This is a genomic window from Falsibacillus albus (assembly GCF_003668575.1).
In the GTDB taxonomy this organism is placed as follows: domain Bacteria; phylum Bacillota; class Bacilli; order Bacillales; family DSM-25281; genus Falsibacillus; species Falsibacillus albus.
Map to the genome: position 1 here is coordinate 25,868 of NZ_RCVZ01000001.1, position 16,045 is coordinate 41,912.

General features: G+C 41.5%; 16 protein-coding genes and 1 riboswitch. Of the genes, 8 read left to right on the top strand and 8 right to left on the bottom strand.

The features are described 5' to 3' along the window. Positions 1-44: 44 nt before the first annotated feature. On the bottom strand, positions 45-296 hold the full coding sequence (locus D9X91_RS00185; protein ID WP_121678542.1) for a DUF6154 family protein: 252 nt from the start codon (positions 294-296) through the stop codon (positions 45-47). A gap of 181 nt (positions 297-477) precedes the next feature. On the opposite strand from D9X91_RS00185, the gene D9X91_RS00190 reads away from it, so the two are divergent. Beyond that, positions 478-861, top strand: a complete 384-nt coding sequence (locus tag D9X91_RS00190; protein ID WP_148709031.1) for a phage holin family protein — start codon at positions 478-480, stop codon at positions 859-861. Positions 862-915: 54 nt separating this feature from the next. After that, the gene (locus D9X91_RS00195) at positions 916-1,251 is read left to right on the top strand and encodes a hydrolase (protein ID WP_121678544.1); all 336 of its coding nucleotides are present in this window, start codon (positions 916-918) and stop codon (positions 1,249-1,251) included. A gap of 35 nt (positions 1,252-1,286) precedes the next feature. On the opposite strand, the gene D9X91_RS00200 is transcribed toward D9X91_RS00195, so the two are convergent. Continuing rightward, positions 1,287-2,159, bottom strand: a complete 873-nt coding sequence (locus D9X91_RS00200) for a DUF6612 family protein (protein WP_121678545.1) — start codon at positions 2,157-2,159, stop codon at positions 1,287-1,289. 211 nt (positions 2,160-2,370) lie between these two features. On the opposite strand from D9X91_RS00200, the gene ytkD reads away from it, so the two are divergent. After that, positions 2,371-2,856: an RNA deprotection pyrophosphohydrolase gene (ytkD, locus tag D9X91_RS00205; protein ID WP_121678546.1), complete on the top strand. Its 486-nt coding sequence runs from the start codon at positions 2,371-2,373 to the stop codon at positions 2,854-2,856. Between the two features lie 255 nt (positions 2,857-3,111). Here the strand turns inward: ytkD and D9X91_RS00210 are convergent, their stop codons facing one another. Genes D9X91_RS00210 through D9X91_RS00220 form a run of 3 tightly spaced genes read right to left on the bottom strand, consistent with a single transcriptional unit; the run spans position 3,112 to position 5,701 of the window. Further along, a complete protein-coding gene (locus D9X91_RS00210) occupies positions 3,112-3,927 on the bottom strand; it encodes an ABC transporter permease (protein ID WP_121678547.1) in 816 nt (271 codons plus the stop codon). Further along, positions 3,890-4,675, bottom strand: a complete 786-nt coding sequence (locus D9X91_RS00215; RefSeq protein ID WP_121678548.1) for an ABC transporter ATP-binding protein — start codon at positions 4,673-4,675, stop codon at positions 3,890-3,892. Before D9X91_RS00215 ends, D9X91_RS00210 begins: the two co-directional genes overlap by 38 nt. Before the next feature lie 15 nt (positions 4,676-4,690). Next, positions 4,691-5,701 (bottom strand): ABC transporter substrate-binding protein, encoded by a 1,011-nt coding sequence (locus D9X91_RS00220; protein ID WP_121678549.1) that lies wholly within the window; start codon positions 5,699-5,701, stop codon positions 4,691-4,693. A gap of 128 nt (positions 5,702-5,829) precedes the next feature. Between D9X91_RS00220 and D9X91_RS00225 the strand changes: the two genes are divergently transcribed. Together D9X91_RS00225 and D9X91_RS00230 are read left to right on the top strand one after the other, a co-directional pair. Then, on the top strand, positions 5,830-6,624 hold the full coding sequence (locus D9X91_RS00225; RefSeq protein ID WP_121678550.1) for an alpha/beta hydrolase family protein: 795 nt from the start codon (positions 5,830-5,832) through the stop codon (positions 6,622-6,624). Positions 6,625-6,663: 39 nt separating this feature from the next. Continuing rightward, positions 6,664-6,906, top strand: a complete 243-nt coding sequence (locus tag D9X91_RS00230; RefSeq protein WP_121678551.1) for a DUF2584 domain-containing protein — start codon at positions 6,664-6,666, stop codon at positions 6,904-6,906. 372 nt (positions 6,907-7,278) lie between these two features. Here D9X91_RS00230 and pckA read toward each other — a convergent pair whose 3' ends face one another. Further along, complete coding sequence (pckA, locus tag D9X91_RS00235; RefSeq protein WP_121678552.1) at positions 7,279-8,865, bottom strand: phosphoenolpyruvate carboxykinase (ATP); 1,587 nt, start codon at positions 8,863-8,865, stop codon at positions 7,279-7,281. A gap of 557 nt (positions 8,866-9,422) precedes the next feature. Beyond that, positions 9,423-9,609: riboswitch (SAM riboswitch) on the top strand. Positions 9,610-9,855: 246 nt separating this feature from the next. Here pckA and metK point away from each other — a divergent pair. Both metK and asnB read left to right on the top strand, forming a co-directional pair. Continuing rightward, on the top strand, positions 9,856-11,058 hold the full coding sequence (gene metK, locus D9X91_RS00240; protein WP_121678553.1) for a methionine adenosyltransferase: 1,203 nt from the start codon (positions 9,856-9,858) through the stop codon (positions 11,056-11,058). 280 nt (positions 11,059-11,338) lie between these two features. Beyond that, positions 11,339-13,243 carry an asparagine synthase (glutamine-hydrolyzing) gene (gene asnB, locus D9X91_RS00245; protein ID WP_121678554.1) on the top strand — a complete coding sequence of 635 codons (1,905 nt, stop codon included), beginning with the start codon at positions 11,339-11,341 and terminating at the stop codon, positions 13,241-13,243. Here the strand turns inward: asnB and D9X91_RS00250 are convergent. Next, positions 13,236-13,949 carry a C39 family peptidase gene (locus D9X91_RS00250; protein ID WP_325050482.1) on the bottom strand — a complete coding sequence of 238 codons (714 nt, stop codon included), beginning with the start codon at positions 13,947-13,949 and terminating at the stop codon, positions 13,236-13,238. The genes asnB and D9X91_RS00250 overlap by 8 nt on opposite strands. Positions 13,950-14,112: 163 nt before the next feature. Then, a complete protein-coding gene (locus D9X91_RS00255) occupies positions 14,113-14,625 on the bottom strand; it encodes a gamma carbonic anhydrase (protein ID WP_121678556.1) in 513 nt (170 codons plus the stop codon). 609 nt (positions 14,626-15,234) lie between these two features. Here D9X91_RS00255 and D9X91_RS00265 point away from each other — a divergent pair. After that, positions 15,235-16,041 carry an alpha/beta hydrolase gene (locus tag D9X91_RS00265; RefSeq protein ID WP_121678558.1) on the top strand — a complete coding sequence of 269 codons (807 nt, stop codon included), beginning with the start codon at positions 15,235-15,237 and terminating at the stop codon, positions 16,039-16,041. Positions 16,042-16,045: the final 4 nt, after the last annotated feature.

The following is a 16,045-nucleotide window of genomic DNA, read 5'->3' on the forward strand; positions in this document are numbered from 1 at the left end:
CAACAGGGACTGAATGGCAGCATTTCATTCAGTCCCTATTTGTATTAATGCAAGTGTTTAATATAATTGGGATCGATGCTTTTTCCCTCTTTGCGTGCAAACTTTTCCTTCAATGTTTCCAGTAAATATTGACGGATGAAATATTGAAGTTCATCCGTTCTCATATCCCCAACTATCGTCATAAGTTCTTCCCTATTATAATGCTCCAGTACGGTAAAGGTAATCGTATCTAAATCTTCCTCATCCCCTGATAAGCGGTCTCTATAGATTGCAAATAATTCATCCACCAGCCTCATTGTCTTTTCTGACTCCTTTTCTATGAAAATGTGTGTGTGCATAAGGACAAACATTTATACATCTTTCGATTTAAATCATATTATGTAGAAATAAACAAAAGGTTTTACTTTATTTATACCCTACAACAATGAAAGTAATCATACACACTAGGAAGGCGGGGGTATTCTGGGAAAATTCATCGTGCCATTGATATCATTGTCCGGTGCTATTTCTTCTACACTATTCGGAGATTCGAATTCAATGATCCCTATGTTGCTGGTCGCTGTCATCATTGATTATATTACTGGGTTAATTGCGGGGATGATAAATGGGGAATTGTCAAGCGAAGTTGGTTTCAAAGGTATATTAAGAAAGATAATCATTTTTAGCATAGTCGTGGCTGCCCACTTTATCGATGTTGTTTTATCAACAGGTGAAATGATCCGTAATGCAACAGTCATCTTTTATTTGTGCAATGAAATATTATCCATACTAGAAAATGCGGGGAAGGCAGGTCTGCCATTGCCGCCTTCCATCTTGGAAAAGATTCAGGCATTAAAAAACCGATCAAACAACAAAGAATAAAAACCGAACCTTTGTGGCAAAAGAAAGGTATCAGTCATAAAGGCAGGTGTTATCGTGAGTGATCAAAAGCGAACATATTATATCGAAGTGGGAAGTGGAGAAATCTCTTCAAGTTCAACCGATTCCCCATGGAATTTTAAAATTGAAGCAACAGATGAAGAAATAACGAAATTGCGTGAGATATTTGATTCCAATTACGCAACTGATGAGCAAGGCTTCTTTAGATCACATGTTCCGTATATTCAATACCATTACGACCGGGAAAATGATGCTTACGACCGCAATCTTCAGCAAGTGTACCAAATGATCCACGACCTTGGGGATGAAGAAGCGAGAAATCATATTGAATCAATGGGGATTTTAGATGTGAATCCAACCAAGGATGAATAAAACGCCGGGAATGCATTCCCGGCGTTTTGCTTTAGTTAAAACTGTACTTCCTGTGCATTGTCCAACACATCTTGCGGAACTTCGACCGTGCTGATTTTATTATAATTTTTATAAGCACCTTTTATTTCCTGATTTACATTTACACTTTGTCCATTTACGTTCATTTCCATGTCGGTTGTCACATTGAGTGAGTCTGTTAAGAAAGTTTCTTTGTTGATATATATTTCATAATTGACTTTGTTAAACTTGATATTTTTGAGGTTTTCCTCATTCCCTTTAAGCTGTTCAGGAAGATTTTTCATGGAATCCTGGATCAGACTGTTGAATTTGTCACCTGAAGCGTTCAACTTTAAGATGAAGTGTTCATGGTCCTGTTCAAATGAGAAATCGTCAGCATATTGCTGGAGCTTCTTTAATTCCTCTCCAGGGTTTGTTTGATAATCAGACATCTGCAATATTTGATCAGAAAATTCCTTAGGCATTTTCATCCATTTTTGCTGGGTCGGATCATACATAAAGAATCCATCTTTCGTCAAGTAAGTTTCAGTTTCATAGCTTTGATTAGCGTTGGCATCGGTGTTTCCATCCATTTGTATGGACATCTTTTGATGCATGGACATTGGCTTTTGAATGAGGACATCCATTTCGATATGGGAAGTCGAGTTGATTGGCTGTGCTTGTTCCCCGCTTTGAATCTTTTGGGTTAAATCCATATCTCCAGACATACTTTTTACATTTTTGGATGCATCCAATGATTTTTGAAATACTTGTGCTAAGGTTAAATTACTTTTATCATCTTTTTTAGGGGAGGCTGCGTCCTTTGAATCTACATTCTTTGCAGTTTCCCCGCATGCGGCCAATGAAAGGATCAGCATCAGCATGATGAATGCTGAAGTTAGTTTTTTCAATTTGAACACTCCTTTAATAAAGTAAATGAAATCGGCGATTTGAATCGTACAGTTATCTTTACGGATTGAGAAGGAAAATGTTTCAATAAAATCATGAATAGTCTTTTTGGCCCAAAAATTGACATAGTACAACAAAATGCTCAGTTTCAGAAAAAAATGGAATTCATTAATAATAGTAGCATATTTCACCAAGGGAGATTAGAGTAAAAAAATGGAAAAATTCTATGATTTGAATGGCAATATGGTTACATTGACCTTTGATCAAAATCGTTTTGTGGAATCACCTACGCATGTGTTTGTCGTTTGCCGCTACCGTGATCAATGGCTGCTGACCGATCATCCAAAGCGGGGGATCGAGTTTCCCGGGGGGAAGCAGGAAGCAACTGAAACAATAGAGCAGGCAGCTGAACGGGAGGTATTTGAAGAAACAGGGGGAATAGTAGGAAATCTCGTTTATATGGGTGAATATAGAGTGGCACAAACTCCTCCACGAAAGAGTTTTGTTAAGGCTATATTCTTTGCATCCATTCGTGAAATACAATCAAAAGAAGATTACCTCGAAACGAATGGCCCCATCCTTATGAGCGATATTTTATCGGTCGTTCAAGAGGGAAGATTCAGCTTTAACATGAAGGATATGGTGCTCATTCGGACTTTGGAACAATTAAATAAGCGCGGGCTTTTAAAGCATAATTAATTTCACTCGGGGACTGACAAATAACAAGTCTATTTTCTCAAAGCATTCATTTTTACAGCTACTTAATATATTACATCATTGATGTTGCGTGGAGCGGAAGGTGCAAGACTCCGGATGGATCATCGGGTCAGGTGAGGCCCCTCGGAATGCGAGCATCCTGCAGTGGGAATCAACACCACTCAACCTTTATTAATACCAGTAAACTTCACGAAAAGAGCCAAAAATAAACACTTGGTGATCGATCACCAAGTGTCATTATTCTTGTTCATCCTTGATCAGTGCTTTTTCCAACAGCTCCACCAGCTGATACATGATTGTGGCGAATACGGCGATTAGGAGTAGGGATAACAGGACAAGCGTAAAATTGAAAACCTGAAATCCATAAATGATCATGTATCCCAATCCTCTAGAGGAAACGAGGAATTCACCGACGATCACCCCCACCCAGGAGAGTCCCACATTGACTTTCAGTGTCGAGATGATCGTCGGAAAAGATGCAGGCAAAATCGATTCTTTAAAAATTTGCCATCTGTTTGCTTCAAAAGTCTGGAGCACTTTCATGTAATTTGGATCTACTCCCCGAAAGGAAGTATAGACAACGATGGTTGTGATGATGACAGATATGATCGTCCCCATGGCGATGATCGATGATAGTCCAGGCCCAAGTGCAACAATGAGAATAGGACCCAATGCCACTTTTGGCATTGCATTCAATATGACCAAATAAGGGTCCAGTATTTTGGATAAGAATGGAGACCACCATAATACTGCTGCCAGAATGGTGCCAAGGAGTGTCCCAAGTAAAAATCCGCAGACTGTTTCTCCCACTGTCACATATAAGTTGTTGAATAAGCTTCCATCGCTTATTTTAACCAATAAAAGGTGCCATATCTTGGTTGGCGAGCTAAAGATGAGTGGATCGATCCATCTTTCCCGGCTGGCGAATTCCCATGACCCGAAAAAAAGGATGAAAATGAGCAGCTGGTAGATCCTTACCCACTTTTTTTCTTTTTTGATGCTGAATAGAAACTGCTCATGAAGGAGCTCCGTCTCGTTGATAGTTGATTTCAAGGCTCTCCAGCTCCTTCCATATCATTTGGAAAAGGCCTGAATAAGATTGATGGTTCCTGCATTCAAAAGGTGTCAACGTCTTCATTTCTTCCGGAACGATGAAAGTTTTATGCAATCTTCCAGGCTTTGCGGCAAACAGCAGGATCCGATCACTCATTGCAATGGCTTCCCCGATATCATGTGTGACCAGGATTGCGGTTTTTCTAAAGGATTTAAGCGTTTGAAAAACTAAATCTTCGAGTTTTAGTTTGGTTTGGTAGTCCAAAGCTGAAAAAGGTTCATCAAGCAGCAATAGTTTCGGATTGACGGCCAATGTCCGTGCCAGTGCCGCCCGCTGCCTCATGCCTCCAGATAGTTGACGGGGATATTGCTTTTCCACGCCTTCAAGCCCCATATTTGCGAGCAGCTTCAATGCCTCTGTTTTTGTTTCATCATTTAATTTATTCATTAGTTTAAGGCCCAATAGAATGTTTTCTTCGATCGTTTTCCATGGAAACAAGTAATCCTGCTGCAGCATGTAGCCTGTAGAACCCTTTCGATCATTGTTCGAAAAGGTTATCGTTCCATTTGTTGCATCCATTAATCCGGCAATGATCGAAAGCAGTGTTGTTTTTCCACAACCGCTTGGGCCAAGGAAAGAGATGAACTCTCCCTCCTTAACCTCAAATGAGATGTCTTCAAGCGCTTTAACCGCGGTTTTTGGGGTAAAATAACTATGGTGAAGATGATCGATTTTCAGGAAGCTCATGGCGGAACTGCCTCCTTATTTTTTAATGACTTTATTGGCGATTTCAGTATTGACCAGGGTATCATGCTGAATCTGTTTAGGAAGCTCTTCCGCTTCATTCATAATGTTTTGAAGGTTATTCCACTCTTCTTCATCCAAGATTGGATCTGTGGCAAAGGACCCTTGCGACTTATAGCGGTCGACCACCGTTTCGATTGTTGCTAAATCGGTGTTCTCAAAATAAGGCTGAATGGTCTTGGCAATTTCGGAAGCGCTGTGTGACTGTACCCATTGCTGAGCTTCATAAATGGCTTTCGTGAATTTTTCAATGGTGCTTTTATTCTTTTTTAGGTAGCTTTGCTTCGTCATGAAAGTCGTATATGGAACATGGCCGGATTCCTTGCCGAATGAAGCCACGATATATCCTTTTCCTTCTTTTTCAAAAACGGATGCAGTCGGTTCGAATAATTGAACGTAATCACCCGTTCCGGAAGCAAAGGCGTTGGCGATATTGGCGAAATCGATGTTTTGGATCAGATTTAGGTCCTTATGTGGATCGATTCCGTGGTTTTTCAAAACAAATTCTCCGACCATTTGCGGCATTCCGCCTTTTCTTTGCCCAAGGAATGTCGAGCCTTTTAATTGATCCCATTGGAAATCATCAATTCTTTTCCTGGATACAAGAAATGTACCGTCAGTCTGAGTAAGCTGGGCAAAATTAATGACAGGATCGCTGGAACCTTGTGCGTACACATAAATGCTTGTTTCCGATCCGACCAATGCAACATCAGCTCCACCGGATAAGAGGGCGGTCATCGTTTTATCGCCGCCTGCAGTTGTCGTGACACTTACATCAAGACCTTCTTTTTTAAAGAATCCCTTTTCGATTGCTACGTATTGAGGGGCATAAAAGATGGATCGTGTGACTTCTGCAATACGTACTTTTTTAAGAGCTGTCTTTGAATTTTTCTCGCTGCATGCTGAAATGGAAAATACCAATACAAATGCCAGCAGCAGTGCAAAACTTCTTTTCAGCCATCGATTCATTTATAAATCCTCCTTTGCTTTCTTTATCAATTGGCTTAGATGATATGAGCCTAATAATTGGATATGGTATCGTATGAGCAGGTTGAGAAATGTGTGAATGCCCAGAAAAAATTTAAGGGGGTGAAGAAATGCATGAAACATACCTCATTGTTTCCAAGCACGCTTTTCCGTCCCCTAATCCGAAAGTTCGTTTGTTTTTGATGACTTATCTTTCGGATGGACTGAAAGTGAAGGGCCTGTTGGCAGAACCAGCGGATGAAAATACATATGATGGATTCTTGTATTTAAGGGGAGGAATAAAGCGTGTAGGCATGGTGAGGCCGGCAAGGATTGCACAATTTGCCTCAGAGGGATTCATTGTGTTTGCCCCTTTTTATCGGGGGAATGAAGGGGGAGAAGGAAATGAGGACTTTGCCGGAGAAGATATGAATGACGCTGTTTCAGGTTTTGATCTTCTTCGTGGACATCCAAGGGTCCGCAAAGGAAAAGTGCATCTTTTCGGATTTTCCCGAGGTGGGGTGATGGCCCTCCTGACAGCTATCAGAAGGCAGGAAGCAGCATCTGTTGTCACTTGGGGAGGGGTTTCAGATATGGCTCTCACGTATAAAGAAAGAAAGGACCTGCGAAGGATGATGAAGCGTGTCATTGGCGGAACTCCAGCTCGTGTACCTGGTGAATACAAACGAAGGACGCCATTATTCGAATTGGAACATCTCCTCGCCCCGGTATTGATCATCCATGGCGTTCGGGATCTAAATGTATCGGTAGAACATTCCTTGCGCCTGGAAAAAAGGTTGAAAGAGTTGGAAAAAAATCATGAAACATGGCTTTTCCATGAGTTTACGCACTATTTTCCGCCAAAAATTAATCGGAAAGTTGTAAAAGAACTTACAAAATGGATGAAAAAACAAACACATGCATGATAGGATAAGAATTAAGATTGATAAAGGAGTAGAAGAACCATGGGGATGCCGCTCGAATTAAATACCATGATTGTGACTAAAGGATTGGAAAGAAGGCTTGAAGATAATTTATTTACACTGGTGAAAGAAGGCTATCGCTTATATCCGATGGACATTCCAATTGAAGTGAAACGTTCGAAGGATGGAGAAGGAACAGGGATTGCCGTGATTCAACAAATTAAATGGGAAGATAATCAAACCATTCTTTCCTATCAGCTGATTTCTTTATACTCAACGAATTAATAGCGTAAAAATAGTGCTGACTGCAGGCAAACTCGAGTAATATCGAGTTTGCCTGCAGTTTTTTTAAAATTTAATGCATTGTTGGATATCGGTTTCCCCTTATATTAATTTTGGCTGATGAGGGGAATCAGATCCAGCATCTGGTGCCCGTTAATTATGTTTAGGCTCGTGATGGGCAACAAAATCGTCGTCAGGGTCCAGCTTATTTCGTATAGGCATACATAGGGAATCATATCTACTTAATTAAGGTGACAGATGTGCCGCAAAGCAGTTTCCCCTTTCAGTTGAATGAGAATAAAAAAAGGGTATCGAGAGACGGTCTCGATACCCTTGTGCCAACCAATCATTGGTTGCCTGGTTTCTTATCATATTTTATTTTAACGGTCCGCCTAATTCAGCAATGTCGGCAGGGACATTATTGAACTTTTTGAAGTTTTCTTTGAATTTATCGGATAGTTCCTGTGCTTTGTTTTGATAGGCATTTTGATTTTGCCATGTTTTTTGCGGCTGAAGAACTTCATCCGGGACACCCGGTACATGGACTGGGATGGATAATCCAAAGACTTCATCCTTCACCGTTTCCACATGGTTCAATTCCCCTTCGAGAGCGGCTTGGACCATGGCGCGGGTGTAGCTCAGCTTCATACGGCTGCCCACTCCATATTCTCCTCCGGTCCATCCTGTGTTGACCAAAAATACTTGCACATTGTGTTCATCGATTTTCTTGCCCATCATTTCTGCATATCTAGTAGCAGGAAGGGGCAGGAATGGTGATCCGAAGCAAGTGGAGAACGTTGCCTGCGGTGAAGTGATGCCTCTTTCCGTGCCAGCCAATTTAGATGTGTAACCGCTTAAAAAATGATACATAGCTTGTTCCTTCGAAAGCTTGCTGATCGGCGGCAATACACCAAAGGCATCCGCAGTAAGGAAGACGATTGTATTTGGCTGCCCTGCGATGCTTGGGTCCACGATGTTGTCTATCGATTGCAGTGGGTAAGCTGCACGGGTATTTTCCGTTAACGACGTATCATCATAATCCGCAACTCTTGTATGTGGATCGACCATGACATTCTCCAATACGGAGCCAAAACGGATGGCATTGAATATTTGCGGTTCTTTTTCTTCAGAAAGGTTAATGCATTTGGCATAACATCCGCCTTCTATATTAAAGACACCATTGGGAGACCAGCCATGCTCGTCATCCCCGATCAATCGCCGGTTTGGATCTGCTGACAATGTTGTTTTGCCGGTGCCGGAAAGTCCGAAAAATAAGGCGACATCTCCCTCAAAGCCAACATTGGCGGAACAATGCATGGAAAGGATGTCCGCTTCAGGCAGCATATAATTCATCACGGAGAAAATGGATTTTTTCATTTCACCTGCATATTCCGTCCCACCGATCAGGACGATGCGGCGTTCAAAAGAAATGATGATAAATGTTTCTGAATTGGTCCCATCTTCCGCAGGGTCCGCTTTGAAAGTAGGCGCTGAAATGACGGTGAATTCCGAATCATGTTCCTTGACTTCTTCCTCATTTGGACGAATGAATAGCTGGTGGGCAAATAGATTATGCCAAGCATACTCATTGATGATTTGGATGGGAAGGCGGTATTTTTGATCTGCACCTGCAAATCCTTTGAAGACGAATACTTCTTCTTTGTCTTTTAAGTATGAAATGACTTTATTATAAAGCTTGTCAAAGGCTTCTGATGAAATCGGCTGATTCACGCTGCCCCAGTCAATTTTATCTTTTGTGGATGGTTCTTCCACCACGAACTTATCTTTAGGCGATCTGCCTGTATATTTCCCAGTCTCTGCACGAACTGCTCCGGATGAAGTCAAAATCCCTTCATTGCGATTAAGGACCTTTTCGACTAATTGTGAAACAGAAAGCTGCATTTGAATGTTATGACCGTTTAAAAGTTCCAATAATTTATTTGAGATGCTTACTGAACTCATACAGTATTAACCTTCCTTTATCTAAATTTTGAACCTTTATGTTGACTCAAGAAATAGTATAACACATTGATTCAATTAGTCTATACTATATATGTATTATTTCTTGATTATTTTTGTTTGTATCATTTGTAAAAACTTTCAATTATATAGTCACTTTTCGTAAAGTTTGTTGGTAATTATTTAAGGTTGAGTATGGTTGATCTCCGGAAGAATGCCCGCTTTCCGAGGGACGTGCGGCAGTGATCCCTCGGAGCCTTGCTCCTCCGCCTCATTCACAATTAAAGTATGATATCGTTTACACAACAATCTTTGTGAAAGCATCCGGGCATTGAGCCTGGATCGTGTACGGTTTATTATGATTTTAACACTAGTGCCGGTCATATCCCAAGAGATTAATCCTGAACCATTGACGAAATGTAAGGGAACGATCAAAATTTAGTAGATAAATCTAATTCCTATACGATTACTTGTATTAATTAAACGATAAGGTTAGGAAATATATGAAAACATATTGACATAAATAAGTGAGTTCGTTATGATTTTACCTTGAACGGATACTCTTATCCTGAGCTGGTGGAGGGACAGACCCTATGAAACCCAGCAACCTGCTCGAGCTTGAAACGATCGATGCAACGAAGAATGTATGCCGTGCTCAAAGGCAAGCATATGCATTTGTTCATACGACGTATTTTTCCGAGAGAAGGTGCTAATCTGACGCAAGGTACAAACCTTGAACGATAAGAGTGAAAGGCTCGATGACGTAATCAAAACCTTTCCTCACATTGTACAAAGGGAAGGTTTTTTCTTTTGTATAAAACATTTCGCGTCTTAGCATGCATGGACATAAATGCCTGGTTTGATAATATATTGGGGTTTATTTCATACTACTAAGGGAAATGAGTACCGTGAAACGAACTTACGGCAGATCGTTTCGCCCAATGCATTTTGCAAAAGGCTCCTCGCTCTGCTAATTTTTAAGGAGGAACATTGATGTCAAAAAAACGCCGTTTATTCACATCTGAATCCGTGACAGAAGGACATCCGGATAAAATTTGTGACCAAATTTCAGATTCCATTCTAGATGCAATCATCGCAAAAGATCCCAATGCCCGAGTCGCTTGTGAAACATCCGTGACGACTGGTTTGGTATTGGTATCAGGTGAAATCACAACAAATACTTATGTGGATATTCCGAAAATCGTTCGCGAAACCATTACAAATATTGGATATACCCGTGCAAAATACGGCTTTGATGCTGAAACTTGTGCGGTCCTGACTTCCATCGATGAACAATCAGCAGATATTGCCATGGGAGTTGACCAGGCGCTTGAAGCACGTGAAGGGCAAATGACAGATGAAGAAATCGAAGCAATCGGAGCTGGTGACCAAGGACTTATGTTTGGGTTCGCCTGCAATGAAACAAAAGAATTGATGCCGCTTCCTATATCTTTATCACATAAACTTGCAAGACGTTTAACAGAAGTGCGCAAAGAAGAAATTCTTCCGTATTTGCGTCCTGATGGGAAGACACAGGTGACTGTAGAATATGATGAAAATGACAAACCTGTCCGCATCGATACAATCGTCATTTCCACACAGCATCATCCGGAAGTGTCTTTGGAACAAATTAAACGCAATCTAAAGGAATACGTGATTGATCCGGTCGTTCCGAAAGAACTGATCGATGATCAAACAAAGTATTTCATTAACCCTACTGGCCGTTTCGTCATCGGCGGACCTCAAGGGGATGCCGGATTGACTGGCCGAAAAATCATCGTTGACACTTACGGTGGCTATGCACGCCACGGTGGTGGTGCATTCTCTGGTAAGGATGCCACTAAAGTGGACCGTTCGGCAGCATATGCAGCACGCTATGTCGCAAAAAATATCGTTGCAGCAGGTCTTGCTGAAAAGGTTGAAGTTCAGCTTGCGTATGCAATCGGTGTTGCACAGCCTGTTTCCATTTCAATAGAAACATTTGGTACTGGAAAAGTTGATGAAGATAATCTTGTAGACGTAGTAAGAAATAACTTTGACCTACGTCCTGCAGGAATCATTAAAATGCTCGACCTTCGCCGTCCGATTTACAAGCAGACAGCTGCTTATGGACACTTTGGCAGAAACGATCTAGATTTGCCATGGGAAAGAACGGACAGAGCGGAAGCATTGAAAACAGAAGCACTATCTAAATAATTTTTATTAGTCCATAAGATATAGTAGTCATTGGTGGAGTTGCATGTTATTATGCAACTCCACTTTCTCTTTTTCGTATAATAAAGATATATACTGCCTCCCTTAAATTGCCTTAGGATAAAATGGGGTTGAACACTGCAAATTAGGGGAAAAGATGATACTATTAGATAGTCTGTAGAAATATTTTAGCAAGTCTTTAGACTGTTGCCGAATGAATGGTCTTTCTGTAATATGGAAATGTTCTAAATAAAAAACGATTAATGGAGTAGGTGCATACATAATGTGCGGTTTTATTGGATGTGTACATGATCAAGCTGTTGAGCTTAGCGAGAAGGACCGACAGCTTTTTGAAAATATGAATAATATTATTACCCACCGCGGCCCGGATGATGACGGCTATTTTGCGGATGAACATATTCAGTTCGGGTTCAGACGTTTGAGCATCATCGATTTAGAGGCTGGCCATCAGCCGTTGACTTACGAAAATGAACGCTATTGGATCATTTTTAATGGAGAAATATACAACTATGTTGAGCTTCGGGAGGAATTACTGAAGGAAGGACTCACATTCGAGACGTCTTCTGATACCGAAGTCATCATCGCCCTTTACAGCCATCTGAAAGAAAAAGCTGTGGAAAAGCTTCGCGGCATGTTTGCGTTTGTCATTTGGGACAAACAAGAGCAGGTTCTTTTCGGTGCCCGCGACCATTTCGGCATCAAGCCATTTTTCTACACACAAGATGGCGGGCGTACTTTCTTTGCATCCGAAAAGAAAAGTATCTTATTGGCGATGGAAAACGATGTGCTTGACTACGATTCAGTCCAGCACTATATGACCTATCAGTATGTACCAGAGCCGAAGACGATGTCCGTTGGGATCGAGAAGTTGGAACCTGGGCATTATTTCACTAAGAAATTGGGCCAGCCCCTTAATATTCAGCGCTATTGGAAAGCTGCCTTCCATCCGGTGATGAAATCGGAAGGTGAATTTGTCAAGCAAATCAAGGATGTCCTGTTCGACTCGGTCAACATGCATATGCGAAGCGATGTACCGGTTGGATCTTTCCTTTCAGGGGGAATTGATTCGTCTATCATCGCATCGATTGCAAAGGAATATCATCCTGCCATCAAAACATTTTCTGTCGGATTTGAACGCGATGGCTTTAGTGAAATAGATGTTGCAAAAGAAACGGCCGACAAGCTTGGAGTAGAAAATATCAGTTATGTGATCACACCGGAAGAGTATATGAAGGAACTGCCAAAGATCATGTGGCATATGGATGATCCATTGGCGGATCCAGCTTGTGTACCATTATACTTCGTAGCTCGGGAAGCTAGAAAGCACGTAACGGTCGTTCTTTCAGGTGAAGGAGCGGATGAACTTTTCGGTGGCTACAATATTTACAGGGAACCTCAATCGCTTGAGATGTTCAATAAAATCCCTGAAGCCGGAAAGTCATTGCTTCGTTCGATTGCCAAAGTGATGCCGGAAGGTGTTAAAGGGAAGAGCTTTATCGAACGCGGTGTGACGCCGATGGAAGAGCGGTATATCGGAAATGCAAAAATGTTTTCTGAGAGCGAAAAGAGAGAACTGCTTACCGAATATAAATCCGGATTGGACTATACGTCAATCACGAAGCAGTTCTATTCCGAGACATTTGGCTATGATCCGGTTGATCGTATGCAATATATCGATATCCATACATGGCTCAGGGGAGACATTCTGTTGAAAGCCGATAAAATGACGATGGCCCACTCCCTGGAATTGCGCGTGCCGTTCCTGGATAAGAAGGTTTTCGAAGTAGCTTCAAAGATTCCAACAAGCCTTAAAACGGCTAATGGAACGACAAAGTATATTTTACGGAAGGCTGCTGAAGGAGTCGTACCGGAGCACGTACTGACGAGGAAAAAATTAGGATTCCCTGTGCCTATCCGCCATTGGCTGAAGGATGAAATGAATGATTGGGCAAAAAACATCATTCGCGAAAGCCAGACAGACCATATACTCAATAAGCAGTATGTATTGAATCTGTTGGAAGAACATTGTCAAGGAAAAGCGGATTACAGCCGAAAAATCTGGACTGTACTTGTGTTCATGATATGGCATGGAATTTATATGGAAGATAAGTATGATTTTCAAAACGAATATAAATTAAAAAAGGCAGCAGCTTCCCGCTCTAATTAATACTGAGGGAGATAGCCTGACTGCCCATTTGAACCCAGGATGAAATGAAAGCGTCCTTGGGTTTTTTTTTGTTTTTTTGTCCGGTCAATGGATCGTTGAAGTAAATATAGTGTTCATCATAGCCTGTGATCAGGACCGAATGCTCTTTAAATGTTACTTTTATCGGCCCTTCATGGGTCTGCCAAGTTTGAAAATATGCAGAAGGCAATTTCTTGTAATCGGTATTCGTAATGACCCATACCGGCTTTCCGGCAGATAGGTACATTTTCAATATATCGAAGGAAGATCCGGTTAAATCAATTACCATATCTCCTAAATAGCGTGCAGCCAGTTTTGCGACGGGGCCATGATAGACCCCGTAACCCGGTTTTGAGTATGTGTATATATCCCCGACGAATCCGGTGTTTGGGTTTCCAAAGCGGACGCTTCCATTTTTATTTGAATAAGCGGAAGGATCCTTGGCAATTTGTTCAGCTAGTTTCATTTTGTCTGCTTTTTCTATTCCTGCATATTGGAGGAGCATCGCCAAGCTTGTGACTTCGCAGCCCCTTGCAAGCTGGGGATATTGGGTAACGACCGATGCATTCAATAATACTTTGTTTTTAATTTTTATCAGTTCATGATTGTTAGTGTCAGATGCTGTTTCTGGATAATGATACACCGTCTGCTCTTTTGCAAAAGTTCCTTTTAAATAAATGAAAGACACCGATGAAGTGCACACTAATAGAATGAAGATAATCGAAAGCAATAATCGGTGGCGGGAGGACATCCACCGGAGGCAGATAATTAAAAGAAATAAGAATATTATTGAGCCTGGGATAATAAAAAGTAACATGATACCACCTTTTGAATCTTAAAAATATCTTTAATCAGTCTTGCATTTCTTTATATATTTGTGCTTTTTCGGCATATTCCCTTGAAATTCTTTTCATCTCGCTTATATCATGTTCATTCAGCTCCCTCACCACTTTAGCGGGCCTTCCAAATGCCAGGGTATTCGGTGGAATGACTTTGCCGGGGGGAACGAGGCTGCCAGCCCCGATGAAGGCACCTTCTCCGATTTCGGCATTATCGAGAATGATGGAGCCCATTCCTATCAGCGCTTTCTTTCTGATCTTGCAGCTATGCAGGATGACTTGATGGCCAACAGTAACTTCATCTTCAATAATAAGCGGATTGTTGGGACTTTGATGAAGAACGGAATTATCCTGGATGTTCACTTTATTGCCGATAACGGTCGGCGCTACATCCCCTCGGATAACGGTGTTGAACCATACACTTGATTGACCACCGATTTGCACATCACCAGAGATCGTGACATAGTCGGCAATGAATGCTGTTTCAGCTATTTGAGGGGTTTTTCCTTTATATGGGTATAACAATGCAAGAACTCCTTTTCTAGGTTTTTCTATATCAATTTTATCGGAAATAATATGCAATATGTTAACTTTTTTATAGGCTTATACCTTGTTTTTTACCGAGCTGTAAAAAGTGGCTTTCAGCACCTTTATATAAAATATTTCTTATAAAAGACACTTAATCGTAAATTTTGTGCTAATGGTCAAAGGTTGCGTAAGGTTGATTTCCGCTGCAGGATACTCGCTTTCCGAGGGGCGTCACACAAAGTGAGGTCGTTCGGTGTTGGCACAGGACAAGGAACACTTCGGCAGCGACACATTGCACGAAGAAAAAATGTTTGCATTTTTCGAGGACGTGCCGAACTTAATCGGACATCTGCCTAACATCTCCTCGCTTCGCTGCAGGGTCTCGCCTGGCCCGCTGCTTCCTCCGGAGTCTCGCACCTTCCGCTTCAATCAACATTAATCGTTTTTTTTTTAGAAAAACTGTTAAGAATTTCTTAATAATCCTTCAGTGTATATCAAGCGAGACAGTCTTGAAAAGACACCAGGAGGTATCAGTGCTGATAGAAATGATTTTAACATTTGCGGCCGGTTTAGTATAATCTATACAAGATAGAAGGAGGATTTCATATGTGGAAATGGGAAGCAGATGGTCCTGCCAAGGCTGTGATTGTCATGGTACACGGGGCAATGGAACATCATGGACGTTATGGCTGGCTGATTGAAATGTGGCGTTCAGCCGGATATCATGTAATCATGGGTGATTTACCGGGACAAGGAATGACATCAAGATCCAAAAGAGGACATATCGATTCCTTTGATGATTATATAATTGAAGTAAAGGACTGGGTCCAAGCAGCTTATCAGTTTGATCTGCCTGTTTTTTTGCTCGGGCATAGCATGGGAGGATTGGTGACGATCCGTGCCTTGCAGGAGCATAGGCTGAATCTGGCAGGAGTGGTCCTTTCATCTCCATGTCTTGGCTTGGTGAAATACCCATCCAAAGCAGTCGGATTATTATCTTATGGTTTGAATACCGTTTTCCCGACACTTAAATTTCCAAGTGGATTGACCGTTGACATGGCGACTCGAAACGAAGAAGTCCGTGAAATTGATGTCAATGATACATTATACGTAACAAAAGTGTCTGTCCGCTGGTATCGGGAGCTGGTCAAGGCGATGAAGCTGGCTTTTGTGAATATGGAAAAGCTGCCTGATTATCCGCTTTTGGTCATGCAGGGCGGAGATGATAAAATAGTGAACAAGACCGTTGTGAAAGATTGGTTCAATCAAGTGCCATTATCAGAAAAACAATTTAAAGAATGGAATAAATGCTACCATGAAATTTTCAATGAGCCGGAAAGGGATGATGTGTTTGCATATGCAAAGAACTTCGTTGAAAACCGTTTGCGTACCCTCGGCTATGTTGTGGAGTGAGGTG

Coding starts and splice junctions, on each gene's coding strand:
- D9X91_RS00220 (WP_121678549.1), bottom strand. CDS start 5,701: ATGAATCGATGGCTGAAAAGAAGTTTTGCACTGCTGCTGGCATTTGTA.
- ytkD (WP_121678546.1), top strand. CDS start 2,371: ATGGAAAAATTCTATGATTTGAATGGCAATATGGTTACATTGACCTTT.
- D9X91_RS00215 (WP_121678548.1), bottom strand. CDS start 4,675: ATGAGCTTCCTGAAAATCGATCATCTTCACCATAGTTATTTTACCCCA.
- D9X91_RS00265 (WP_121678558.1), top strand. CDS start 15,235: ATGTGGAAATGGGAAGCAGATGGTCCTGCCAAGGCTGTGATTGTCATG.
- pckA (WP_121678552.1), bottom strand. CDS start 8,865: ATGAGTTCAGTAAGCATCTCAAATAAATTATTGGAACTTTTAAACGGT.
- D9X91_RS00185 (WP_121678542.1), bottom strand. CDS start 296: ATGAGGCTGGTGGATGAATTATTTGCAATCTATAGAGACCGCTTATCA.
- D9X91_RS00225 (WP_121678550.1), top strand. CDS start 5,830: ATGCATGAAACATACCTCATTGTTTCCAAGCACGCTTTTCCGTCCCCT.
- asnB (WP_121678554.1), top strand. CDS start 11,339: ATGTGCGGTTTTATTGGATGTGTACATGATCAAGCTGTTGAGCTTAGC.
- D9X91_RS00230 (WP_121678551.1), top strand. CDS start 6,664: ATGGGGATGCCGCTCGAATTAAATACCATGATTGTGACTAAAGGATTG.
- metK (WP_121678553.1), top strand. CDS start 9,856: ATGTCAAAAAAACGCCGTTTATTCACATCTGAATCCGTGACAGAAGGA.